The organism is Pseudoflavonifractor sp. BSD2780061688st1 E11 (genome assembly GCF_005844125.1).
GTDB classification, from domain to species: Bacteria; Bacillota; Clostridia; order Lachnospirales; family Lachnospiraceae; genus Sellimonas; species Sellimonas catena.
Genome location: NZ_SPHM01000004.1, coordinates 36,526 through 61,466 on the forward strand (window position 1 = coordinate 36,526; position 24,941 = coordinate 61,466).

A 24,941-nucleotide genomic window follows, 5' to 3' on the forward strand; every position below is an offset into this window, starting at 1 on the left:
CTTTACCAGTATCATAAAGAACCGCCCTGAAAAGTCAATATGATTTCGCGAACAGTAAGAAAACATTCAACAAATCTTAATAATCCTCATTTACTTTTCCACTTTTTTTGATATAATTATTCCAATGAATGGAGGAAAACATCATGTTGTCAAATCAGGTACTGCAAAGAACAATATCAGAAATAGAAAATATAGCAGGGGGTTCCTGTTCTGTGTGGGCAATGGACGGACATCGCATTATACAGGCAGGGACAGAGAGTATGAATGCGGGCGAGAGGATTCAGGCATTTCTCGAAGAGATAAAAAAAGAAGAGATCTTTCAGGGACTCGAAGAGATCCGCACAGGATACGCCCTCTTCCTTGTGTGTGATGAGGAGAAACCTGCTTACATATTAAATATAGAAAACATGAGCGGAGAAAAGGCGGAAATTGTAGGGCGCCTCGGCGTTAAACAGATGGAGGGGCTGATACGTGCCTATAAAGAAAAGATTGACAAGAACCGTTTTCTTCAGAATCTTCTTCTTGATAATATGCTTCTTGTGGATGTTTACAACCAGGCAAAGAAGCTTCATATCGAAAACGATCAGAAGAGAGTGGTCTATCTTGTAGAGGCCAGGGCCAAAGATAATCAGATGCTTCTTGAAACGATGAAAGGAATGTACGCGTCCGGCATGAAAGATTTTGTAACTGCGGTGGATGAGGGAAGTGTGATTCTTGTCAAGGCGCTGGAAGAGACAGATGGATACCGGGAAGTGTTTGAAAGCGCCAAGAGCATCGCGGATACGGTATCTGCTGAGGCAATGGTTAATATCCGGGTGTCTTACGGTACGATGATCCACGAGTTGAAGGATGTATCAAAATCCTACAAAGAGGCCGGCATGGCACTGGATGTGGGGCGGATTTTCTATCCGGACAGGAATATTCTTGCTTATAACGAACTGGGAATAGGACGGCTGATCCATCAGCTTCCGCTCTCTCTGTGCGAGATGTTTTTGAAAGAGGTTTTCGGGGACAGGGATGTATCCGAGTTTGAGGAAGAAACACTTTCCACGGTTTACAAATTCTTCGAAAACAATCTGAATATCTCCGAGACGGCCAGACAACTCTATATCCACAGAAATACGCTCGTGTACCGGCTGGAAAAGATTCAGAAGCTGACAGGTCTGGATGTGCGGGTGTTTGAGGACGCTCTGACATTTAAAATCGCGATGATGGTATCAGAGCATATGAAATTTATGAATCAATAAAGTTTATAAACAGGGAAAACACAGAGACAGGTATTACAGCTTGTCTCTGTTATTTTAATGTGCTAAAATGAGAAAAGTACAAAATGAAGGAGGTACTTGCCTGTATGATAAAGTTATTTAAAAATGGAGTCTACTTACTGAATGGTAAAGATATCATAGAAGACGGACCGGAAGCTGCCGAGGCGCTGAAAGCAAAGACGGGACGTGTGGTTACAAAAGAAGAGGCGGCGGCGCAGACGATCGCCTATGAAATTCTGAAAGCCCACAATGTTTCAGGAAATATGAAAAATCTGAATATCAAGTTTGACAAACTGACGTCACATGACATTACGTTTGTCGGAATCATCCAGACAGCAAGAGCGTCCGGACTTGAGCGGTTCCCGATTCCGTACGTGCTTACCAACTGCCACAACAGCCTCTGTGCTGTAGGCGGCACGATCAATGAGGATGACCATATGTTTGGACTGACCTGTGCCAAAAAATACGGCGGCGTCTATGTACCGCCTCATCAGGCTGTCATCCACCAGTATGCGAGAGAAATGCTTGCCGGAGGCGGTCAGATGATCCTGGGATCTGACAGTCATACCCGATACGGCGCTCTTGGAACAATGGCAGTAGGGGAAGGCGGACCGGAGCTTGTAAAGCAGCTTCTCAGCAAGACATATGATATCCGGATGCCGGAAGTGATTGCAGTTTATCTGGACGGAGAGCCGGTTAAAGGAGTCGGCCCGCAGGATGTTGCTCTGGCGATTATCAAAGCGGTGTTCCAGAATGGTTATGTGAATAATAAAGTGATGGAGTTTGTGGGACCTGGCGTTGAAAAGCTGAGTGCGGATTTCCGTATCGGCATTGATGTTATGACGACAGAGACGACCTGCCTCTCTTCGATCTGGAAGACGGATGACACCATCCGGGAGTTCTATGAGATCCACGGAAGAAGTGGAGACTATAAAGAGCTGAATCCTGGAGAAGCCGCTTATTATGACGGAATGGTCTATGTAGACCTTGGAAGCATCCGCCCGATGATCGCAATGCCGTTTCATCCGAGCAACGCCTACACGATCGAAGAAGTTAATGCAAACTTAAAGGATATTCTTCATGATGTGGAAGAAAAAGCGAAGGTAAGCCTTGACAATGCGGTGGAATATTCACTGCAGGATAAAATACGAAACGGAAAACTCTACGTGGAGCAGGGAATCATTGCAGGATGTGCCGGAGGCGGATTTGAGAATATCTGTGCCGCGGCGGACATTATCCGCGGGAAGAACATCGGCTCCGATGCCTTTACATTCAGTGTGTATCCGGCAAGTACTCCGATTTACATGGAACTGGTGAAAAACGGTGCTGTCGCAGATCTCCTTGCGGCAGGAACGGTTGTTAAGACAGCATTCTGCGGACCTTGCTTTGGCGCGGGGGATACTCCGGCAAATAATGCGTTCAGTATCCGTCATACGACAAGAAACTTCCCGAACAGAGAAGGATCCAAGCTTCAGAACGGTCAGATTTCTTCTGTGGCGCTGATGGATGCAAGATCCATTGCAGCAACAGCCGCCAATAAAGGATATCTGACACCGGCGACCGATCTCGATGTGGAATATAAAAATCCGACCTATCATTTTGATGCCTCCATTTATGCGAACCGTGTCTTTGACAGCCACGGAAAAGCAGATCCGGACGCAGCGATCCAGTTTGGTCCAAACATCAAGGACTGGCCGCAGATGCCGGCGCTTCCGGAAAACTTATTGTTAAAGGTTGTTTCAGAGATCCATGATCCGGTAACGACGACAGATGAGCTGATTCCGTCAGGAGAGACTTCCTCTTACCGGTCCAATCCGCTTGGACTTGCGGAGTTTGCGCTTTCCAGAAAGGATCCGGCATATGTCGGGCGTGCAAAAGAGGTGCAGAAGGCCCAGAAAGCAATCGAGGCACACACTTGTCCGCTGGAAGTACTGGAAGAACTCAAACCTGTGATGGCAAAAGTGAGAGAACAGTTCCAGAATGTGGGAGAAGGAAACCTTGGTATCGGAAGCACGATCTTTGCAGTGAAGCCGGGAGACGGATCTGCAAGAGAACAGGCGGCATCATGCCAGAAGGTGCTTGGAGGATGGGCGAACATCGCAAGCGAATATGCGACGAAGCGTTACCGCTCCAACCTGATCAACTGGGGAATGCTTCCATTTATTACAAAGGAAGACCACAAAGCCCTTCCGTTTAAAAACGGCGACTATATCTTTGTTCCGGAAATCCGCAAAGTGATTGAAAGCAAAGCAGAAGAAGTAAAAGCCTATGTTGTGGACGGCGGCCTGAAAGAGATCACGCTTCATCTTGGCGCGCTGACAGATACAGAACGGGAAATCATTATGAAAGGATGTCTCATCAATTATTATAGAGGCTGGTAAGCAGCAGAAAACCCCGTCCGGGAGCCGGACGGGGTTCATTTTTACTTTATTCTTCTCCGTTGAAGCAGTACGTACAGAGCTTGCAGGAGTCGATTCCGATGGATTCGATCAGGTCATCCAGACGGTGGTAACGAAGAGAGGTGAAATTCTGCTGACGGCAGATTTCATCCAGCATCTTCTGGTACCGGTCACTGTTCGGGTCTGCGTATTCAGCCAGGATTTCCGGGGAAGCATCTCCTTCCCAGTCGCGGATAATCCGGCGTGTAATCAGATCCAGTTCGGATTTGGATCTTGAGAAGTTCAGATACTTACATCCATATAACAACGGAGGACATGCAGGGCGTACATGCACTTCCTTGGCACCGCTCTGATAAAGGAATTCAGTAGTCTCACGCAGCTGTGTTCCACGGACAATGGAATCATCGATCAGAAGCAGCTTTCTGTCTTCGATTAAAGCCTGCACCGGAATCAATTTCATGCGGGCGATCAGATTTCTCTGACTTTGAGTGGTCGGCATGAAAGAGCGCGGCCAGGTAGGTGTATATTTAATGAACGGGCGGGCATATGGGATACCGGATTCATTTGCGTAACCGATGGCATGTGCCACTCCGGAATCCGGGACGCCTGCAACGATGTCAGGAGTAACGGTTCCGGCATCTCTTTTTGCAAGAAGGCTTCCGCATTTGTAGCGCATCTCCTCTACATTGACTCCCTCATAGGAAGAAGTAGGGTATCCATAATAAACCCAGAGGAAGGAACAGATCTTCATTTTTTCAAAAGGCTGTCCGACTGTTTCCACGCTTTCAGGTGTTACATAGACGATCTCACCAGGTCCCAGTTCCTTATAATCGGTATATCCGAGATTGATATATGCGAAACTCTCAAAAGAAACACAGTATGCATCATCTTTCTTTCCGACGACAACCGGAGTGCGTCCGTAACGGTCACGTGCCGCATAGATACCTTCCGGAGTCATGACAAGCAGAGTCATGGAACCGTCCACGATCGACTGTACATAACGGATTCCTTCTACAATCGAATCCTTTTTGCAGATCAGGGAAGCAACCAGTTCTGTGGCATTAATCTGCCCGGTGCTCATCTCCTGAAAATGAGAATGTCCATCATTATAAATCATGTTCAAAAGTGAATCAAGATTATTGATCTTGCCGACTGTAGTGATAGCAAAGCTGCCAAGATGTGACTGGATCAGCAGAGGCTGCGGTTCGAAGTCGGAAATACAGCCAATACCCAGATTTCCCTTCAGCTCCTCCAGATCTTTGTCAAATTTGGTACGAAACGGGGAATTTTCAATATTATGGATTGCGCGGCTGAATCCATTCTCTCCGTGAGTTGCCATACCGCCTCTTCGTGTTCCGAGGTGAGAATGATAATCTACCCCGTAAAATAAATCAAGTACACATTCATTTTTTGAAGCTACGCCAAAAAATCCGCCCATAGTGTGTATTTCTCCTTTCCCATTCTAAAACAATCTTACATTGACAATACTAATTTAGTTTAGCACGGATGGACCGGTAAATGAAGAGGAAATTAAAAATAGATAAATGAATGAAAAATATAAATAAATCAGACAATAAGCACAATTAGAATCAAAGAATGAAATAAAATAAAAAATATAAAAGAAAAGTATTGACAAAATGGAGGCGGGATGCTATAGTGTAATCAATCCAAAAGAAAAGAAACCTGACGAGAAAGGGATTCTTGAAAACTGGAAGTTGTTTCACTTTCAGAATTGGAAATTTAGAAAAGGAGGGCTTTTACCATTGGACAATACGGAATTCAAAACTCAATATGTTAGTGGTGTTACAGATGAAGGTTCCCATGATGAAAGCCTTTATCAATAAATCAATCCAGTAAATAGTTGAGTATACAAAGTATATCGGAGTTGTTAGAAACTGGAATTTGTGATTGAAAGATCTGTAAGACATATTGAGGATGATACCACATCAGTCAATAGTTCAAAGAGTTAGAAGATGTGTAAAGAAACATCGCATAACCATCAGAAATTTTATTAACCATTTATTTTATATTTAATATGAGTTGATGAATGAAGACGTAGTATGCGGATAGTAACAGGGGAGGAAGCCAAGGAGCAGAACCCATAAGAAGATTGAAATAAGAAAGAGAGTTTCTCTAAGTTATATGAATCTGATATATTGGCAGAAGATCCGAAAAGTCAACAAAATTAAATACATTATAAAAGGAAGTAGAAGATCTGAGATCAAAGATTACATTAGCGGAAAATTAATCAGAGACTTTGAGTTATATATCGAATATAAAATAAAAAAGGCTTTTGGGAACCGGTAGATCAAAAGAAAGATTCCTCCGGTAAGAGAATATAGAATATGAAAAAATTGAATAGTTAGAGTAGCCATTATAAGAAAAAACGTTATAATGGCTACTTTTTTTGCGTAATAGTTTTGTAATAATTAAGAAAAAAACACTCCCATTTTTTTGACATTGACAGGTTGGTATGATACACTAAGAAAATGAAAAGATATATCATTCTTGCGTATAGAAGGCTGGTAAGGAATCGCTGCAAAAGCAAGTAATTAATGAGGTGAATGACATTGGATAAATACGAGTATCGTGAAAAAACGGAACAAATGATGAAGTACGTCCAGACAAGATCCTACGACAAGGCAAAGGAGATCGCAGATACGATCGACTGGAAGCGAGTAAAAAATGCGTCAATGCTTTGTACTGTAAGTGAAATTTACGAATATACCGGGGAGTATCAGAAGAGCAGAGAGATCCTTTTTATTGCATATGACAGAAGTCCGGGGAGCAGGAAGATTGTATACCGCCTGGGGACTCTGGCGCTTCGGCTGGGGGAGACGGAGGAAGCGCTGGACTGCTATGACGAATTTGTGAGTATGGCTCCGAAGGATCCGAACCAGTACATATTGAAGTATAAGATTTTAAAGGCGCAGAACGCCCCGATTAAAGAACAGATTCATGTGCTGGAAGAATTTAAAAAAGCGGAATATATTGAAAAATGGGCATATGAGCTTGCAGAGCTTTACGATCAGGCGGGAATGACAACCGAGTGCCTCGAAGAGTGTGACGATCTGATTCTGTGGTTCAGTGACGGAGCTTTTGTACAAAAGGCGATGGAACTGAAAATGAAATATAAACCTCTGACGCCGCAGCAACAAAAGAAATATCGAAAAGCGGGGAATGAGGAAGAATCCGGAAACCTGACTGCCGCTGTGGAAGAAGCACAGACAAGGAAGCCGGAAAAAGAAGAGCAGGTAAAGGTTGAGGAGATTCCGGCGGAAAATCAGAAAGAGGTTCAGGGAGAACCGGAAAAGACAGTAGATTTTGAGCAGGTGATTTCGATGCTTCAGGACCAGGGGAAAAGAGAAACACTGATTCTGAAAGCAGATTCTTCAAAAGCGCTGACAGGAGCCTTTCTGCTTGGAATGGCTGTCGGAGGAAATAAGACGATAACAGAAGTGAAGCAGATGTTCGAAAAAGGAGAGGGAGACGTGTACGAAACAGGCCAGATGAAAATAGAAGAGATCCTTCGTCAATGGGAAGAAAGACAAAGGAAAAATGCAGCCGTTATTGAAGAAAAACGGCGCGAAGCAGAGGCAAAAGCAGAGGAAGAAAAAGCAAAGCAGGAAACAGTTTCCAAGGATACAGCGACGATACTTTCAGAAGATATTCAAAGACTTCTCAGCGAGATGGAAGCGGAAGAAAAAGAAAGAGAAGAGGCTGTCGGCGGCACGACAGAGTCTCTTGCAAGACTTTCCGAGTCGATGAAAGATCAGACAGAAGAAGAGACAGAAACTGAAACAGAACCGGATGAATCTGTCGAAGAAGAAAGTCCTGAGGACGAGTACGCCGAAGAAGAGCACGACGAAGACGAGTACGCTGAGGAGGAGTATGACGAGGACGAGTACGCCGAAGAGGAGTATGATGAGGACGAGTACACCGAAGAGGAGTATGACGAGGACGAGTACGCCGAAGAGGAGTATGACGAGGACGAGTATACCGAAGAGGAGTATGACGAGGACGAGTACGCCGAAGAAGAGTACGACGAGGACGAGTACGCCGAAGAAGAGTATGACGAGGACGAGTACGCTGAAGAGGAGTACGACGAGGACGAGTACGCTGAAGAGGAGTATGACGAGGACGAGTACGCTGAAGAGGAGTACGACGAGGACGAGTACGCTGAAGAGGAGTCCATGGAAGAGGAGTATGAGGACGAAGAATCCGATTTTGAAGAGGATGATTCTGACTATGAAGAAGAGGTAGAAGAGTCAGATCAGGAAGAAGAGGAAGAGGAAGCGGCGGAACAGGAGCCGGAAAAAGAAGAGGTTCTGGAAATCGAGGAACCGGATGAAGACGAAGACTCCAGATCTTCCGGCGGATCTTCCTTTGATACAGGATTTATTGTTCAGGGAAGATATGACTTGAGCGCAACAAGTGAAATCGGTCTGAAGCTTGGTTTGACAGAGGAGCAGAAAAAACTGTTCTCCTATTTTGTACCGATCCGTGGAATGAGTGAGCAGCTTGTCGATGTTCTCGAGCAGGATAGAAACTGCAGAAAGCGGTATGGAACTTCCAGAACAGGAAATATTCTTGTAATCGGACACAAAGGATCCGGTAAGACTGTACTTGCGGTTGATATTGTAAAAGCGATTCAGAAGCAGCGCAGGATGAAGCAGGGCAAGGTTGCGATTATCACCGGAGACGCACTGAATAAGAAGAACCTGATCAGTATTATCCAGAAGCTCAGCGGTGGTGCGCTGATTATTGAAAAAGCAAGTAAAATGAATGATAAAACCATTGATGAATTGACAGGATTAATGGAAGAGCAGACCGGAGAGATGCTGTTTATTCTGGAAGATGAGAGACGTCCGATGGAGAAGATGCTTTCTGAGTATCCGGACTTCCGCAGAAAATTTACTTCCCGTGTGGAACTTCCGATCTTTATCAATGATGAGCTTGTTACGTTCGGCCAGACATATGCAAAAGAAAACGGATACCGGATTGATGAAATGGGAATTCTTGCTCTTTACAGCCGTATTGATGTACTTCAGAAAGAAGACCACTTTGTGACAGTAGCTGAAGTGAAGGAGATCATGGATGACGCGATTGCCCATTCCCAGAAAGCGAATGTAAAACATCTGATGAAGAGGGTATTTGGAAAGAGCACAGATGAAACTGACAGAATTATTCTGAAAGAGGATGATTTCAAACATTAAAGATAATCGACAATAATTGTATAAAATGACGAAAAGAGTTTTGATAAAGTGAAAAACTTTGTTAAAACTCTTTCTTTTTATCCATCCCTAAAGTATAATAAACTTAGATTTTTTGTGAGAAGGTGGATAGTATGGCGAGAACAAAAAAGAAAAAACCATATGAGATAGGAGAACTGGATCAGTACTTATTTGGACAAGGAACTCATTATGATTTATATAAAAAAATGGGATCCCATCTTGTTACGGATGGACGCAGAAAAGGTGCGTATTTTGCAGTCTGGGCGCCGAATGCGAAGGCAGTTTCGGTTGTAGGTGATTTTAACAACTGGGACAAGGATAAAAATCCGATGGTAAGAGAAGAGCCGCTTGGGATCTATACCTGCTTTATTCAGGGGATCGAAGAGGATATGATCTATAAGTACTGTATTGAGACGAAGACCGGAGACTTCCTCTACAAGGCTGATCCGTTCGCGAATTATGCGGAAGTAAGGCCTGGAACCGCTTCGAAAGTGCATGACATATCAAATCTGAAATGGAGCGACAGTGCGTGGATGGAAAAGAGGACTACCTGGAACATGGATGAGAGTCCGATGTCTATCTATGAAGCGCACATTGGTTCCTGGAAACAGCATCCGGGAGAAGAAGAGGAGCGCTTTTACAACTACCGTGAGTTTGCAGTGGAAGCTGTGAAATATATGAAAGAGATGGGATATACCCACATTGAATTGATGGGAATCGCAGAGCACCCGTATGACGGCTCCTGGGGATACCAGGTAACAGGATATTTTGCGCCGACTTCCAGATATGGAACCCCGGAAGATTTTGCGTATATGATCAACTACTTCCACAAAAATAAAATCGGGGTTATTCTGGACTGGGTACCGGCTCATTTTCCAAGAGACGCGCACGGACTTGCGGATTTTGACGGTACAGCGGTTTATGAATATGCGGATCCGAGAAAAGGTGAGCACCCTGACTGGGGTACGAAGATTTTTGACTACGGCAAGTCTGAGGTAAAAAATTTCCTGATCAGCAATGCGTTGTTCTGGATGGAACATTTCCATGTGGACGGGCTTCGTGTCGACGCAGTTGCATCGATGCTGTACCTGGATTATGGAAAGCAGGACGGTCAGTGGGTTGCCAACAAATATGGAGGTAATCAGAATCTGGAGGCGATCGAGTTTTTCAAGCATTTAAATTCGGTTGTTCTTGGACGAAATCCGGGAGCGGTCATGATTGCGGAAGAGTCTACCGCATGGCCTAAAGTGACAGGAAAACCGGAAGACGATGGACTGGGATTCAGCCTGAAATGGAACATGGGCTGGATGCACGATTTTCTGGAATATATGAAGCTGGATCCTTATTTCCGGAAAGAGCACCACAATCAGATGACATTTGCGATGACCTATGCTTACAGTGAGAAATATGTTCTTGTACTTTCACATGATGAGGTCGTCCATTTGAAGTGTTCGATGCTCAATAAGATGCCGGGACTCGGATTTGATAAATATGCGAATCTGAAAGTCGGATACGCATTTATGATGGGGCATCCGGGGAAGAAGCTTCTGTTTATGGGACAGGATTTCGCGCAGCTTAGAGAGTGGAGTGAGGAAAGAGAGCTTGACTGGTATCTGCTGGAAGAGCCGGAGCATCAGTATCTGCAGGCGTTTACAAGAGATCTTCTGAAGCTTTACAAAAAGAATAAAGCCATGTATGAGCAGGACACTGTCGGATATGGTTTTGAGTGGGTAAATGCGAACGACGGATACAGAAGTATTTTCAGCTTTATCCGTCATTCCAGAAATAATAAAAAGAATCTGCTTTTTGTCTGCAACTTCACGCCGATGGAATGGGCGGACTACCGCGTAGGTGTGCCGCGCAGAAAGCAGTACAAGCTGATATTAAACAGTGATGAAAAACAGTATGGAGGAAAGGGCGAGGAACGGCCGCTTGTTTATAAGGCTGTGAAGCAGGAGTGCGATGGAAGACCGTATTCCTTTGCATATAAACTTCCACCATACGGTGTGGCAGTATTTGAGTTCTGATTACTGCAGTTGACAGGAAAAATGATCAGGCCCGTCTGGAAGGTGCATGAAGGCTTTGCAGGCGAGCCTGATTTTGTGTGGTTTAAAAATGGAGGATCGATATGGAAAATTACCAGATTACACAGTGGTGCCACCGGTTTATCGAAGAACAGGTTAAGGATGGGGACTACTGTATTGATGCCACCTGTGGAAATGGACATGATACGTTGCTTTTATGCAGGCTGGCAGGCAGTGATGGACTGACAGCGGGATTTGACATCCAGGAACAGGCGGTAGAGAAGACAAAAGAACGGCTGAGGGAGGCCGGCGTGGAAGAAAAGGTCAGAATTTTCTGCTGCGGACATGAAAAGATGAGAGAACAGCTGGCAGAGGACCCGGACTGCCGAAAAATGCTGGAGAAGACGCAGGACGGTTATGGAAGTGTCTCCTGTGTTGTGTTTAACTTTGGCTATCTTCCGGGAGGGGCACATGATCTTGCCACAAAAGCGCAGACAAGTCTGGAGGCAGTTGAACAGAGTCTGGAGCTTCTGAAAAAGGGAGGAATTATCAGTCTTTGTATCTACAGCGGGAAAGACAGTGGATTTGAGGAGAAGGAAGCTTTGATGGAATATCTGAAAGGTCTTGACAGCAAAAAATATCTGGTTATAATGAGCTCATATTACAATCGTCCGAATCATCCACCGGTTCCGGGACTGATTATCCGGCTTTGATGTAGCAGAATGTGGATGATATCATATACTAACTGACAGGAGGGATGAAGATATGCAGCTTGCAGCAGGACTGTTGTTACCGTTTATAGGGACCACGCTTGGTTCGGCGTGTGTTTTTTTTATGAAAGGCCAGATGAAACCGCTTATTCAGAAGATACTTCTTGGATTTGCGTCCGGAGTGATGGTGGCGGCATCGGTATGGTCACTGTTGATTCCATCGATGGAAATGTCGGAAAACATGGGAAAATACGCGTTTATTCCGGCGGCAGCCGGATTTCTGCTTGGGATTTTCTTTCTGCTTATGATGGATCAGGCGGTACCGCACCTTCACATGGGGGCGGAGAAGTCAGAGGGACCGAAATGTTCTTTAAAAAAAACAACCATGCTTGTCCTTGCCGTCACACTTCATAATATTCCGGAAGGAATGGCGGTCGGCGTGGTTTTCGCGGGGATGCTCTCGCGGAACACAGAAATTACAATGGCAGGTGCGTTTGCGCTGTCGATCGGCATTGCGATCCAGAACTTCCCGGAGGGAGCAATTATTTCCATGCCGTTAAAAAGTGAAGGAACGGGAAAGGGAAAGGCATTTTTGTACGGGATGCTTTCCGGGGCAGTGGAACCGGTGGCGGCCGGAATTACCATTCTGCTTGCGGGATTTATTACACCGGTGCTTCCGTATCTGCTGTCTTTTGCGGCCGGAGCAATGCTTTATGTTGTGGTGGAAGAATTGATCCCGGAGGCAAGCGAAGGGGAACACAGTAATATCGGAACGATCGGATTTGCAGCCGGCTTTGTGCTGATGATGATCCTGGACGTTGCGCTGGGATAATGAAAGTCCAGATGAGATCAGGAGAGAGGAGAGAAAAGGATGAGACTTCGGAATATACCGGGGGCAAGAGACGTGATTGCCGGACATGAAGCGGTGATAAAGAATGAGAAGGAACAGAAAGGACACTGGGAAGAGGTCTTTGGAAATGACCATCCGGTACGTGTGGAGATCGGTATGGGGAAAGGCAGGTTCCTGATGACGATGGCGCTGGAACACCCGGAAATAAATTATATTGGAATCGAGCGATACTCCAGTGTGCTTCTGCGGGCGCTGGAGCGGATGGATGCCATGGAGGAACCGCCTTCTAACATCCGGTTTGTATGCATGGATGCGGCTGAAATAGAAGAAGTATTTGAACCGGGGGAAGTGGACCGGATCTATCTGAATTTTTCGGATCCGTGGCCAAAGGCACGTCATGCAAGGAGAAGACTGACGTCAGCCGCGTACTGGGAGAGATATGATCATATTCTGAAGCAGGACGGGGTTGTGGAGTTTAAAACGGACAATAAAGAACTGTTTGAATTTTCTCTTGAGCAGGTTCAGGAGGCCGGCTGGGAACTGAAGGCACATACTTTCGACCTGCACCATAACGAAGACCTGAACCGGGGGAATATTATGACGGAATATGAGGCAAAGTTTTCCGCCAAAGGAAATCCGATCTGCAAGCTGATTGCAGAAAGAAAAAAATAGGGGGAACGCGTAACAGAATCCTTCATCCGGCATATGATGATAGAAAAAGCAGGCAGGTGGAAAATGGGAAAAAGATGCGGAAGAAAGGTCTGCCATACGTGCGGAAGATTCTGCTACGATAATATCTGGCTGAATAAAAAGATCCGGATTCTTCAAAAATCCTGTGCAGAACTATACAGGGTATTTAATCCTGGCTGCAGGTCAGGGCGGTGTGACAAATGCAGGAGTTGACAGAGCAGAATTTCCGGAAGGAAGTACTGGAGGAGAAAAAGCCTGTACTGGTAGAGTTTTATGCAGTCTGGTGCGGGAAGTGTTCGATGATGGAAGACATATTCGGAATGGTTGCGGAAGAATTTGACGGGAAAATCAAGGCGGGGAGAGTGGAAACGGAGAGCAATCCGCTTCTTGCCGCAAGATACCGTATCCGGGCAATTCCGGCATTTCTTTTGTTTTCGGACGGGGAAGAAGTTCTGCGGATGACAGGGATGATGGAGCCTGAGGAGATGGCCGGAAGATTGAACGCTGCTGAAAATATGTTGAACAGCCGGAAGAGAAAGAGATAACCGTATCACCCGGGCGCCCTGAATTTCAGGCGTTTCACAAAAAATAAAAAAAATTTTAAATTTTGCTTGCATTTTCCTGAATAATGTAATATAATTTTTCTTGCGTTAAACAAATGGAAAATGCAAAATGTGCCATTAGCTCAGTTGGTAGAGCACCTGACTCTTAATCAGGGTGTCCAGGGTTCGAGCCCCTGATGGCGCACTTTAAATCACTGTTTTTGGAGAGGGAGATCTCTGGGGGCGGTGATTTTTTTTGTGCCCAAAGGGCGAAAGTTTGATTTGGAATAGATAGATTAGTGATGGAAAGGGAGCACGTATGAGGCAGGATGTACAAAAGATAATTCTTCAGATCAGAAGAAGGTGGAAAAAGAGAAAAACAAAAGTAATCAGCATTTTGCTTGCGATCATCTGGCTGGCTGTCATGGTTGTGCTTTTGACAAACTGGAGAATGTTTGGCAGGACGGCAAATGGAGATTCGATAAAAGGAATCGTGCAGTGGGTACTTCTCTGGCTGTTTGGTGTTGCGGGAGCAATTCTATGGCAGTTTTACTGCCTCTTTCTCAGAAAAAAGAGGAAAATCAAACGGCTCGGGGTTGGAAGCATCGTGGTACTGGCGATTGCAATGGGGACAGGAATGTTCTGGATCATGGAGTGGATTTATAATCCACAGATGTTTACGATTCCGTACCAGTTTGTATCTCTCAGTATCTGTGTTTCAGCCGTTGTGTTCCTGATTTTTCTGCTGTTGTGCAATTCTCTTCGTCTTGCGGTGCTTTTGTGCAGTGCCATGTATTTTATTTGGACGATTGCCAGCTATTTTGTTTACGAATTCCGGGGCCTTCCGCTGCAGATTGTGGATCTTCTGGATGTCGGGACGGCGACAACGGTAGCGGGTGATTATGAATATTCCATGACACTGCATATGCTGATTGTGGGTGTGATTATAGTCAGCATTGTTACTTCTTTATATACGGGGAACAAATACAAACTTGTAAAAGGAAAGAAGGCCAAAGTTCTGATCCGTGTGGCGGGTATACTCCTGCTTGTCGGAGGAATTCGCTATCTTGGATGGTCCGATCAGCCGGACAGCTGGAACGTGGTTCTGAATGGGAACCGGCCGGGAGACAGTTTTTATAATTATGGAATGCAGATGTGTGTGATCCGCGGTGCCAGAGATTCGATTGTAAAGGAACCGGAAGGATACTCGGTTGAAGAGCTGCAGCAGGTATCGGACGAGATTGAATCAGGAAATGCGGGAAGCAGCAAAAAGCCGAATATCATTGCTGTCATGGATGAAACATTTTCTGATCTGACCTGGATCAGAGATTTCCCGGTATCAGAAGAAATTATTCCATTTTATAACAGTCTGACAGAAAATACAATTAAAGGGAAGCTGCTGGTTCCGGTGCTGGGCGGAGGAACAGGAAAGACGGAGTTTGAATTCCTGACCGGAACGTCGATGCGGATGTTCAACTCGACGCCTTATGTAGTACTCGGGAAAAAACTGGATGCCTCAATGGTGGAGCCGCTCGAAAGTCAGGGATACAAAACAGCCGCGATACATCCGTTTATTCCGACAAATTATAATCGGGAAGTTGCGTATGAAGCGATGGGATTTGACCGGTTCCTGAGCTTTGATGATTTTCAGGGAGAAAGAATGGTACGGGATTTTATCTCGGACGAGGCATGTTTTGACCGGATTGAGGAAATGATAAAGGACGAGGAAGATCCACTGTTTACATTCTGCGTCACGATGCAGAATCATTCCCCGTATACAAAAGAATATGAAAATTCGATTGAACTGCTGGAGTATACCGATTCACAGGTGGAACAGTATATGTCACTGATTCATGAATCCGACCGGGCACTGCAGAAACTGATCGAAGATCTGGAAAAGTCCGATGAGCCGACGGTAGTTGTGTTTTTTGGAGATCATCTTCCGACATTGTCCGAAGATTTTTACGAGTATGTATTTGGAAAGACAGATGAGGAAATGACGTTTGAAGAAAACCAGAATTATTATCTGACCCCGTTTTTGATCTGGGCAAATTATGATATTGAGGAGCAGCAGGATGTTGTCACAATCAGTAATTATCTCGGAGCTATGACACTGGAGACGGCGGGGGTAGAGCTTACAAAATATCAGCAGTATCTTCTTGACTTAAGAGAAAAGGTGTCGGCTTTCAGCGGAACAGCCTACTATGGACATGACGGCAGATTTCACGAGTACGGATCCGGAGGCCGGGAGGAGGAGTATATGCCGCTTGATGACTGTATTAATTACAACAAGATTTTTGGAGAAGAGAGTCGGCTGGACGAGTTCTTTTTCCTGAAAAACGATGAATAAGGCACAGGTTTTGTATTTTTTCCTATACAATCGCTAGGATTTGCCGAAAAGCAGGAATTGTTCCTGAAATAGTACATGAAACGCATTGACACAGATTTCACGAATCAGCTATAATAGCCACATGAAACAGAAACAGTTGTTTCGAAACAGTATAGGGTTTATATTTGAAGGAGGATTATCAACATGAGAAAAGAATGGGAATCTTTTCGCGGAGGCATCTGGGAAAAAGAAATCAATGTAAGAGATTTCATCCAGAAAAACTACACACCGTATTTAGGTGATGACAGCTTTCTTGCAGGACCGACAGAGGATACAAAGGCACTGTGGGAGCAGGTTATGGATCTGTCCGCGCAGGAGCGCGAAAAAGGCGGAGTCCTTGATATGGACACGAAAATTATTTCTACCATTACGTCCCATGGACCGGGATATCTTGACAAAAGCAAGGAAAAGATCGTAGGCTTCCAGACAGACAAGCCGTTCAAGCGTTCCCTGCAGCCATATGGCGGTATCCGCATGGCAATCAAGGCATGCGAAGAAAATGGATACCATGTGGACCCGGCAATCGTTGAATTCTTCACTAAACATAGAAAGACACACAATGACGGAGTATTTGATGCTTATACACCGGAGATGAGAGCGTGCCGTTCCAGCCACATCATCACAGGACTTCCGGATGCATACGGACGCGGACGTATCATCGGCGACTACAGAAGAGTTGCTCTTTACGGTGTGGACAGACTGATCGAGGACAAGCAGCATCAGAAAGATACGACAAGAACAATCATGTACTCTGATGTTACAAGAGAAAGAGAAGAGCTCTCCGAACAGATTAAAGCATTAAAAGAGTTAAAAGAACTGGGACAGATCTACGGATTTGACATTTCCAGACCGGCTGAAAATGTACAGGAAGCGATCCAGTGGCTGTATTTCGGATACCTTGCTGCAATCAAGGAGCAGAACGGTGCGGCAATGTCCCTTGGACGTACTTCCACATTCCTCGATATCTATGCTGAGCGTGACCTTGCAAACGGCACATTCACAGAGGAGCAGATTCAGGAATTCATCGACCACTTCATTATGAAGCTGCGTCTTGTAAAATTTGCGAGAACACCGGAATACAATGCACTGTTCTCCGGAGACCCGACATGGGTAACAGAGTCGATCGGAGGTATGGGAATCGACGGACGTCCGATGGTTACAAAGATGTCCTACCGTTACCTTCATACACTGGAGAACCTTGGAACAGCACCGGAACCGAACCTGACCGTACTGTGGTCCACAAGACTTCCGGAAAACTTCAAGCGTTTCTGTGCGAAGACATCCATCGAGTCTTCTTCCATCCAGTATGAGAACGATGACCTGATGAGAGTGACACATGGTGATGACTACGCAATCGCATGCTGCGTATCCTCTATGCGCGTAGGTAAGGAAATGCAGTTCTTCGGAGCCCGCGCAAACCTTGCAAAATGTCTGCTTTACGCAATCAACGGTGGTGTGGACGAAATTTCCAAGAAACAGGTGGGACCGAAGTACCGTCCGATCACATCCGAATATCTGGATTACGATGAAGTAAAGAGTAAATTCAGTGACATGATGAAATGGCTTGCACAGGTATATGTCAATGCACTGAACATCATCCACTACATGCATGACAAATACTGCTACGAAAGAATTCAGATGGCTCTTCATGACAAGAAGGTAACACGCTGGTTCGCGACAGGTATTGCAGGACTTTCTGTTGTAGCTGACTCCCTGTCAGCGATTAAATACGCGAAAGTAAAAACAGTCCGTGACGAGAATGGTATTGTAGTAGATTACGAAATTGAAGGAGATTTCCCGAAATACGGAAATGATGATGACCGTGCAGATGAGATCGCATACGATATCGTGCATGAGTTTATGTCCTATGTAAAAGGAAATCACACATACCGTGGAGGTATCCCGACAACATCCATCCTTACGATCACATCCAACGTTGTATACGGAAAGAATACAGGATCTACACCGGATGGAAGAAAGGGCGGCGAGCCGTTCGCTCCGGGAGCGAACCCGATGCACCACAGAGACAGCCATGGTGCGGTAGCTTCCTTAAGTTCTGTAGCAAAACTGCCGTTTAAAGATGCTCAGGATGGTATTTCCAATACCTTCTCCATCATCCCGGGAGCACTCGGAAAAGATGACGCCATTCTTTTTGACGACATTGCTTTCGAGCTGGAGCCGGACTGCGCATGCTGCGAGCCAAATGCAACATTAGACGACGAAGAATAATAATATAAAATAAGGAGGACAATCATATGAAAATCAGTGAGGCTCAGATTGACAATCTTGTAAGTTTATTAGATGGATACGCTGAAAAAGGCGGACATCATCTGAATGTAAATGTATTCACAAAAGATACACTTCTGGATGCACAGGCTCATCCGGAAAAGTATCCGCAGCTTACTGTACGTGTGTCCGGATACGCAGTAAACTTCAATAAGCTGACAAAAGAGCAGCAGGATGAGGTTATCTCCAGAACATTCCATGACGAAATGTAATCAGGGCTATATTCATTCGACAGAGAGTTTCGGGACCGTGGACGGTCCCGGAATTCGTTTTGTCATCTTTTTCCAGGGGTGTCCGATGCGATGCAAGTACTGTCATAATCCGGACACCTGGCAGCCGAACCAGGGAAATCTCATGACAGTGGAGGAACTTCTGGAAACATATCGTCATAATGAGAAGTTCTACAGAAAGGGCGGGATTACCGCGACGGGCGGTGAGCCGCTTTTACAGCTTGAGTTTCTGACAGAGCTTTTCAGGCAGGCGAAAGAGACCGGGATCCATACATGCCTGGATACATCCGGTATTGTATACAGAGAATCAAGAAAAGAAGAGTTTGAGAAGCTGTTTGCGGTTACGGATCTGGTTCTGCTGGATATTAAACACAGCCTTCCGGAAGGACACAGGGAACTGACAGGACAGGATCAGGCTCCGGTGCTGGAGTTTGCCAGAGCACTGGAGACGGCGGGGGTACCGATGATTATACGCCACGTTGTAGTTCCTGGTATTACCGACGGGAAAGAAGAGCTGGAGACACTGGGACATCTGATCTCCGGTTTCCGAAATCTGAAAGGGCTGGAAGTGCTTCCATATCATACGATGGGGACGAAAAAGTACGAACAGCTCGGAATGAAATATCCGCTGGAAGGCGTGGAAGCCATGGATAAGACAAAAGCCCATGAAGCGAGAGAATTCCTGCTGAAAATCATAATGGAAGACAGAAAGAAAAGGACTGCAAAATAAGCCCTTTATATCAGAAAACGCCAGCTCCGGCAAGACCAGAACTGGCATTTTTTAATTAGGACCTATTTGAAATTCTGCATAGACATATTCGGTTGAAGAAGGAATTACGTTTTCGTCCGAACAAAGTTCTAATAATACTGCCGGATTCGTTTCGCCATTATCGATGTGGGCTTTATTCGACGCACACCCATTGCATCCCAGCAAAATTACAGCCAATAAAATAAAAATCTTCATATATCCTCCTATATAAGCTCCTCGTTCTGTTCTGTCTCTGCTATCAGCGAAGAAATGATCTCTACCGCTTCCTCTTCTGTGTAGAAAAGGTCTTTATCCAGATGTTCACAGAAATCGCAGAATCCGTGGAGCAGTCCCGGTTCTGTGATGTCCAGGCAGATCAGCCGTTCCGGATTGGAAGACGGGAACATCAGGTAACCGTTCCGGTGGTTGACATACATGAACAGTTCGTTATCAAGGTCGCCGATGCTGCATTTAAGCATCCGGATCCCTCCGGCCGGACAGATCTGGAGGAACTGTCTGATCAGAGTAATACGGTCGGCAGGCTCAAACGGACGGTATACTTCCGGCGGATATTCCGGGATACGCCCTGTATCCAGAAAACGCCGAAGCCCTTCTTCTGAGAAAATGAACAGCATCCGGTGGCATGTAAAGCGTTCTCTGAGATCATGTACATAATCCTTCAGCATGGAAATCAGATAATCGCGGTTTGGAAGCTCCGGATAAATATATTTCTCAAAAAAGCAATCCGGAATACAGTAGGTCAGACACGGGAGCATCTGAAAACAGTAGTTCTGATCGACGTCTGCCTTGAGGTTATGAAAATAATCAAGCTGAGTCGGCAGATCACTCATGGTAACACCAAAGGAAGAGGTCTGCTCCAGATACTGATCATAAATCTGATGAAAGAACTGCAGGCTCTTCTCTGTCTGGAACAGGATTCCGGAACGCATATCTCTGGAAAGAAGGAATGCGTGTCTGGATGTAAGCACAAGATAAGGGAAGAGAAGAAGCTCATTTGATGAATGAACCAGTTCCCCGTAGTAATAATAAACATTGTATTTACATGCACAGCAGTAGACCGGGAGAATCTTCTTCAGGCAGGTCAGATTATAGTTTTTCTTGTTAATTGTCAGCTGATCGCTGGAATTAAAACAGATAATATGGCTGATTGACAGGTTTTTGTTTTCATATCCCAGAGTCGGAAGAAGATTCATCAGAAAATCCGAGTCCGGCTGGATCAGAAGACGGATCTGGGGATCGTTTGTCCGGGATTCCAGAAAAAGAATATAAAACAGCTGATGGTTAATTTCATTCTGCCCGGTTATGGTAGATACACCCGGAGTATCCGGGAAACAGGATAAAGGCGCAGGGGTCGGGGTGGAATAAATTTCAGAGTATTTTTTAAAATTTTCAAATAATTCAAGAATGCTTTTCCTGCGGTAGTAGTTTTCCAGCCCGTCAACGGAAATTTTGTAGGATTCGATAAAATCATTCCGTTCGGAAGGGGTGAGCCGCAGATACTCGGCCATCAGAAGAACGGTGTCCATGTTTGCCACATGCCGTGTCCCCTTGATAATTTTATACATAAAGGAGCGCTCAATTCCGCAGAACTGCGCCATTTCATTTGATTTTATGGCTTTTGCAGCGATATGCTTCCCTAATAAATCCGAAAATATTGACATAGATTTTTCTCCTGATTTTAAAATAATGTTCTGTTATGGAACGTGTGTTAGAATTATTATAAAGAAAAGAGGATAAAAAAACCAGATGTAAATGGAAAAAAGATTGTCCAATTTTTTGTCCACTTGGAAAATCTATAGAAAGAACAGAATAAACATGCTACAATAAATTTGTCTAAAGGGAGAGAGGGAGTTAGTGATTAATAATAGTGTATACCGCAGAAATGTGGTATGATGAAAACGAATCTGGCAACAAGATTCGTTTTTTGTTGTCTGTAAATATGGAGGTAGCGATGGAAATAATTATCAGAAATGCAAAAAGAGAGGAAGCGGAAATTCTCGCTCAGATAGAAAGGGAATGTTTCCCGGAGGCGGAAGCGGCGACGGAGAAAGATATTGCGGAACGGATGGATGCGTTCCTGGACTGCTTTTTCGTGGCAGAGGCAGACGGAAAGGTAGTTGGATTTATTAATGGAGCTGTGGCAAAAGAGCCGCATCTGCCGGATGAAATGTACCATGACACCGGTCTTCATGATCCGGATGGAGACTATCAGACGGTGTTTGGCCTTGATGTGCTGCCGGAGTACCGGAGACAGGGAATTGCAGGCCGTCTTCTTGAGAGGATGATTGAACATGCGCGAGAGTGCGGCAGAAAAGGTGTCGTGCTGACATGTAAAGATCATCTGGTACATTATTATGCGGGATTTGGATTTGAAGATCACGGAGTGGCAGATTCCAGCCACGGCGGAGCCAAATGGAATGATATGCAGCTGAAATTCTGATGATGGATCAGAAGCAGAAGCGATGGAAATTTCCGGACATTTAAAGAATCCGGGAAGTGTGCTATAATCAAGGTGCCTGATAAATGCAGGATTTTTGATGAAAGGGAATGGATATGGTTTACACATGGGCGGCTGACACCGCTTTGCTGATGGATGAAAAACAGTATGAGGCTTATTACCGGCAGATTCCGAAATGGAGACAGGAAAAGGCGGACCGGATCCGGATGAAGGAAGACCGGGCGCTAAGTGTCGGTGTCTGGGCATTGTATCAGAAAGCACTTCGGGAAAGCGGGCTTTCAGAAAAAATGGTCTTTAATCTGTCTCATTCCGGACATTACGTGTTGTGTTCGATTGCGGATACGGAAACGGCGAGGACCGGATGCGATCTGGAAAAGACAGGGATTCCAAGACTGAAAGTGGCCAGGAGGTTTTTCTGCCGCTCTGAATGGGATTATATTCAGAAAAAGGCGTCTGAAGATGAGAGGAAGGAAGCGTTTTATCGTTACTGGGTTTTGAAAGAAAGCTTTATGAAGGCGACGAGACTTGGAATGAAGCTTCCTCTGGATGCATTTGCAATCCGCCTGAGTGAAGGGGAAGATCCGGTGTTGACAAAAAAGCCGGATACGATAGAAGGACGGTTTTATTTCCGGGAATATCCGGAACCGGAGAGAGGATTTTTTGCTGCTGTGTGTTCGGAAGATCCGGATATGGCAGAAAATCTGAGGTGGATGACACTGTGACAGAAAGACAGAAAGGACTGCAGAATGAAAGATCAGACAAAAGAGAAGATAAGAAAACTGGAACTTCTGATACGTTACCGGATCAGGAAGATGCGCCATCCGGGAAAAGTATTTCTCGTTTCCTGTGTGTCGGTTCTTGTGGCGGGATTCTTAGGCGGGGTGGCGCTCGGACGCTATGTAGAAAGCCGGCAGGCAGCAGAGACGGTGCAGAAGAAAGACAACCAGTATGAATCCCTTGAGAAGGAATATAATTCTGTAAAGGAGCAGGCCGAGGCTCAGAATGAAGAGACAAGGCCGTGGTACCTGATGCTTGTAAATCAGTCTCATCCGATGGAAGACGGATACGTTCCTGAACTTGCCAATATTGATGATGCCCACCAGGTTGACGCAAGAGTACTGGAGCCTTTGCAGAACATGTTGAAGGCCGCCAGTGATGAAGGGTACAGCCTTTATGTCTGCTCGGCGTACCGCTCTGTAGACAGGCAGAAAGAGCTGTTTAACGAATCAATGATTGATTATGTGAATCAGGGAATGACCTACTACGAGGCAGCTATTGAGACGGCGAAGTCGATTGCGTGGCCGGGAGAGAGTGAACATGCGACAGGTCTTGCAATGGATATTGTATCTTCGGATTATGCAGGACTGGACGAAAAGCAGGGAGAGACCGATGACCAGAAGTGGCTGATGGAGCACTGCTACGAATACGGGTTTATCCTGAGATATCCGAAAGACAAGTCGGAAGACACCGGGATCATTTATGAGCCGTGGCATTACCGCTATGTCGGAGTGGAGGCGGCACTGGCGATCCGGGATCAGGGCGTGACGCTGGAAGAATATCTGAATGAAGAATATTAAAAGATGACAGTTCTCTTGGACAGGAGGAATGCCGGATGGAATGGAGCAGACTGTTGTCCCCGAAGCGGCAGCGGACAGGGAGAAAACATAAGGAGAAAAACAGAACAGATTTAAGAAGCAGTTTTGAGAAGGATTATCACAGAATTATCGGGAGCGCCTCATTTCGGCGGCTCCAGGATAAAACACAGGTATTCCCGCTTGACCGGAGTGACTTTGTGAGAACAAGACTGACCCATTCTCTGGAAGTCTCATCTTTTGGGAAATCACTTGGACAGAATATCGGGGAGTATATCCTCGCTTACGGGAAAGATCCGGAATTTACTCCTCAGATGAAAGAGGACATCTGTAATATACTTTTATGTGCCGGACTGATCCACGATATCGGGAATCCGCCGTTCGGCCATTTTGGGGAAACGACAATCCGGGAATGGTTTGAGGAGCATCTCTCAGGGATTACATACGGCGGGAAGCCTCTGACGCAAGTTCTGACTCCAAGAATGCTGGCTGATTTTTACTACTTCGAAGGAAATGCCCAGGCGTTCCGTCTCGTGACGAAGCTCCATTATCTTGTGGATGAAACCGGAATGAATCTGACCTTTGCGCTGTTAAACACGATTGTCAAGTATCCGGTTGATTCTCTGCATGTGGATCCGTACAGTGAGAAAATCCAGCAGAAAAAGCTGGGATATTATCTGGCGGATGAAGAACTGTTTTTTAAGATCAGCAGTGAGACAGGAACCGGAAACAACCGGCACCCTCTGACTTTTATTCTGGAGGCAGCCGATGATATTGCGTACAAAACAGCGGATATCGAAGACGCTTATGTGAAAGGTTTTCTGCCGTTTTCAGCTCTTTCCAGAGAACTGGAAAAGATAGATACCGGCGAGACATTTCAGGCTTATGGACACCTGATGGATCTTTACCGCGGTGCTGTCGAAAGGCAGGAAGAAGAGCCGGAAGCCTATGCGGTCAAAAACTGGATTGTGCGGGTGCAGTCGTTCCTGATCGCCTGCGCGACAGAAGGATTCACAGAGAATTACGAGGCGATCATGTGCGGAGAGTATCAGAAGGATCTGTTTGCAGGGACGAAGGCGGAAGAGCTGATGGATGTACTCGGGCATGTTGCAGAAAAATATGTGTTTATGACCGATGAAATCTATAAAATGGAAGTGGCTGAATCGAGAATTCTTTCCTTCCTGATGGAAAAATTTGTGATGGCAGCTGTCCGGTACAGTGATCCAAAGCAGAAGATGGATTCGATTGACAGGCGGATGCTTGCTTTCATTTCGGATAATTATAAGAAAGCATATCAGCATCAGTCTCAGGGAAAAGGAGATATTGAGAAGCTGTATCTTCGGATTCTGCTTGTAACGGACTACATCTGCGGAATGACGGACAGCTACGCAAAAAGGCTGTATCAGGAGTTGACAGCGAAGATATAAAAAGAAAACACGACATAAACTGACAGGGAGGGACTGCATACGGTCTCTCCTTTTTTGAGTTCGTTTCTGGTTTCCG

General features: G+C 45.4%; 19 protein-coding genes and 1 tRNA gene. 17 read left to right on the forward strand and 3 right to left on the reverse strand.

Features of this window, described 5'->3' with window-relative positions:
- Nucleotides 1–143: 143 nt before the first annotated feature.
- Nucleotides 144–1,247: a helix-turn-helix domain-containing protein gene (locus FGQ85_RS02775; RefSeq protein WP_138372595.1), complete on the forward strand. Its 1,104-nt coding sequence runs from the start codon at nucleotides 144–146 to the stop codon at nucleotides 1,245–1,247.
- Nucleotides 1,248–1,351: 104 nt separating this feature from the next.
- Nucleotides 1,352–3,646 carry a hydratase gene (locus tag FGQ85_RS02780; protein ID WP_087166596.1) on the forward strand — a complete coding sequence of 765 codons (2,295 nt, stop codon included), beginning with the start codon at nucleotides 1,352–1,354 and terminating at the stop codon, nucleotides 3,644–3,646.
- Between the two features lie 46 nt (nucleotides 3,647–3,692).
- Here FGQ85_RS02780 and FGQ85_RS02785 read toward each other — a convergent pair whose 3' ends face one another.
- Nucleotides 3,693–5,102, reverse strand: a complete 1,410-nt coding sequence (locus FGQ85_RS02785; RefSeq protein WP_087166597.1) for an amidophosphoribosyltransferase — start codon at nucleotides 5,100–5,102, stop codon at nucleotides 3,693–3,695.
- Between the two features lie 1,126 nt (nucleotides 5,103–6,228).
- On the opposite strand from FGQ85_RS02785, the gene FGQ85_RS02790 reads away from it, so the two are divergent.
- The 11 genes from FGQ85_RS02790 to pflA all read left to right on the forward strand — a co-directional run bounded on the left by FGQ85_RS02790 (nucleotide 6,229) and on the right by pflA (nucleotide 19,349).
- The gene (locus FGQ85_RS02790) at nucleotides 6,229–8,880 is read left to right on the forward strand and encodes a hypothetical protein (protein ID WP_243128469.1); all 2,652 of its coding nucleotides are present in this window, start codon (nucleotides 6,229–6,231) and stop codon (nucleotides 8,878–8,880) included.
- A 131-nt stretch (nucleotides 8,881–9,011) separates the two neighbouring features.
- Nucleotides 9,012–10,925 (forward strand): 1,4-alpha-glucan branching protein GlgB, encoded by a 1,914-nt coding sequence (glgB, locus tag FGQ85_RS02795; protein WP_138372596.1) that lies wholly within the window; start codon nucleotides 9,012–9,014, stop codon nucleotides 10,923–10,925.
- A gap of 101 nt (nucleotides 10,926–11,026) precedes the next feature.
- On the forward strand, nucleotides 11,027–11,635 hold the full coding sequence (locus FGQ85_RS02800) for a class I SAM-dependent methyltransferase (protein ID WP_138372597.1): 609 nt from the start codon (nucleotides 11,027–11,029) through the stop codon (nucleotides 11,633–11,635).
- Nucleotides 11,636–11,687: 52 nt separating this feature from the next.
- The gene (locus tag FGQ85_RS02805) at nucleotides 11,688–12,464 is read left to right on the forward strand and encodes a ZIP family metal transporter (RefSeq protein WP_087166602.1); all 777 of its coding nucleotides are present in this window, start codon (nucleotides 11,688–11,690) and stop codon (nucleotides 12,462–12,464) included.
- A 39-nt stretch (nucleotides 12,465–12,503) separates the two neighbouring features.
- Nucleotides 12,504–13,154, forward strand: coding sequence for a tRNA (guanosine(46)-N7)-methyltransferase TrmB (gene trmB, locus FGQ85_RS02810; RefSeq protein WP_138372598.1), 651 nt, complete (start codon nucleotides 12,504–12,506; stop codon nucleotides 13,152–13,154).
- 218 nt (nucleotides 13,155–13,372) lie between these two features.
- Nucleotides 13,373–13,717 (forward strand): thioredoxin domain-containing protein, encoded by a 345-nt coding sequence (locus FGQ85_RS02815; protein WP_087166605.1) that lies wholly within the window; start codon nucleotides 13,373–13,375, stop codon nucleotides 13,715–13,717.
- A 129-nt stretch (nucleotides 13,718–13,846) separates the two neighbouring features.
- Nucleotides 13,847–13,919, forward strand: a tRNA-Lys gene (locus FGQ85_RS02820).
- 114 nt (nucleotides 13,920–14,033) lie between these two features.
- Complete coding sequence (locus tag FGQ85_RS02825; protein ID WP_138372599.1) at nucleotides 14,034–16,064, forward strand: sulfatase-like hydrolase/transferase; 2,031 nt, start codon at nucleotides 14,034–14,036, stop codon at nucleotides 16,062–16,064.
- A gap of 183 nt (nucleotides 16,065–16,247) precedes the next feature.
- Nucleotides 16,248–18,332, forward strand: coding sequence for a formate C-acetyltransferase (gene pflB, locus FGQ85_RS02830; RefSeq protein ID WP_138372600.1), 2,085 nt, complete (start codon nucleotides 16,248–16,250; stop codon nucleotides 18,330–18,332).
- A 26-nt stretch (nucleotides 18,333–18,358) separates the two neighbouring features.
- A complete protein-coding gene (grcA3, locus tag FGQ85_RS18990; RefSeq protein WP_138372601.1) occupies nucleotides 18,359–18,601 on the forward strand; it encodes an autonomous glycyl radical cofactor GrcA3 in 243 nt (80 codons plus the stop codon).
- A complete protein-coding gene (pflA, locus tag FGQ85_RS02840) occupies nucleotides 18,564–19,349 on the forward strand; it encodes a pyruvate formate-lyase-activating protein (protein ID WP_243128470.1) in 786 nt (261 codons plus the stop codon). The genes grcA3 and pflA overlap by 38 nt, the downstream gene beginning before the upstream one ends.
- A gap of 51 nt (nucleotides 19,350–19,400) precedes the next feature.
- Here pflA and FGQ85_RS02845 read toward each other — a convergent pair whose 3' ends face one another.
- On the reverse strand, nucleotides 19,401–19,583 hold the full coding sequence (locus FGQ85_RS02845; protein WP_138372602.1) for a hypothetical protein: 183 nt from the start codon (nucleotides 19,581–19,583) through the stop codon (nucleotides 19,401–19,403).
- Nucleotides 19,584–19,591: 8 nt separating this feature from the next.
- Entirely contained in the window at nucleotides 19,592–21,049 is a 1,458-nt protein-coding gene (locus FGQ85_RS02850; RefSeq protein WP_138372603.1) for a helix-turn-helix transcriptional regulator, read from the reverse strand.
- A gap of 290 nt (nucleotides 21,050–21,339) precedes the next feature.
- Between FGQ85_RS02850 and FGQ85_RS02855 the strand changes: the two genes are divergently transcribed.
- From FGQ85_RS02855 to FGQ85_RS02870, 4 genes are all read left to right on the forward strand, one after another.
- Nucleotides 21,340–21,828, forward strand: coding sequence for a GNAT family N-acetyltransferase (locus FGQ85_RS02855; RefSeq protein ID WP_087166610.1), 489 nt, complete (start codon nucleotides 21,340–21,342; stop codon nucleotides 21,826–21,828).
- A gap of 113 nt (nucleotides 21,829–21,941) precedes the next feature.
- Entirely contained in the window at nucleotides 21,942–22,568 is a 627-nt protein-coding gene (locus FGQ85_RS02860; protein ID WP_171027866.1) for a 4'-phosphopantetheinyl transferase superfamily protein, read from the forward strand.
- A 24-nt stretch (nucleotides 22,569–22,592) separates the two neighbouring features.
- Complete coding sequence (locus FGQ85_RS02865; RefSeq protein WP_243128471.1) at nucleotides 22,593–23,423, forward strand: M15 family metallopeptidase; 831 nt, start codon at nucleotides 22,593–22,595, stop codon at nucleotides 23,421–23,423.
- Between the two features lie 35 nt (nucleotides 23,424–23,458).
- On the forward strand, nucleotides 23,459–24,865 hold the full coding sequence (locus tag FGQ85_RS02870) for a deoxyguanosinetriphosphate triphosphohydrolase (protein ID WP_087251851.1): 1,407 nt from the start codon (nucleotides 23,459–23,461) through the stop codon (nucleotides 24,863–24,865).
- Nucleotides 24,866–24,941 lie beyond the last annotated feature (76 nt).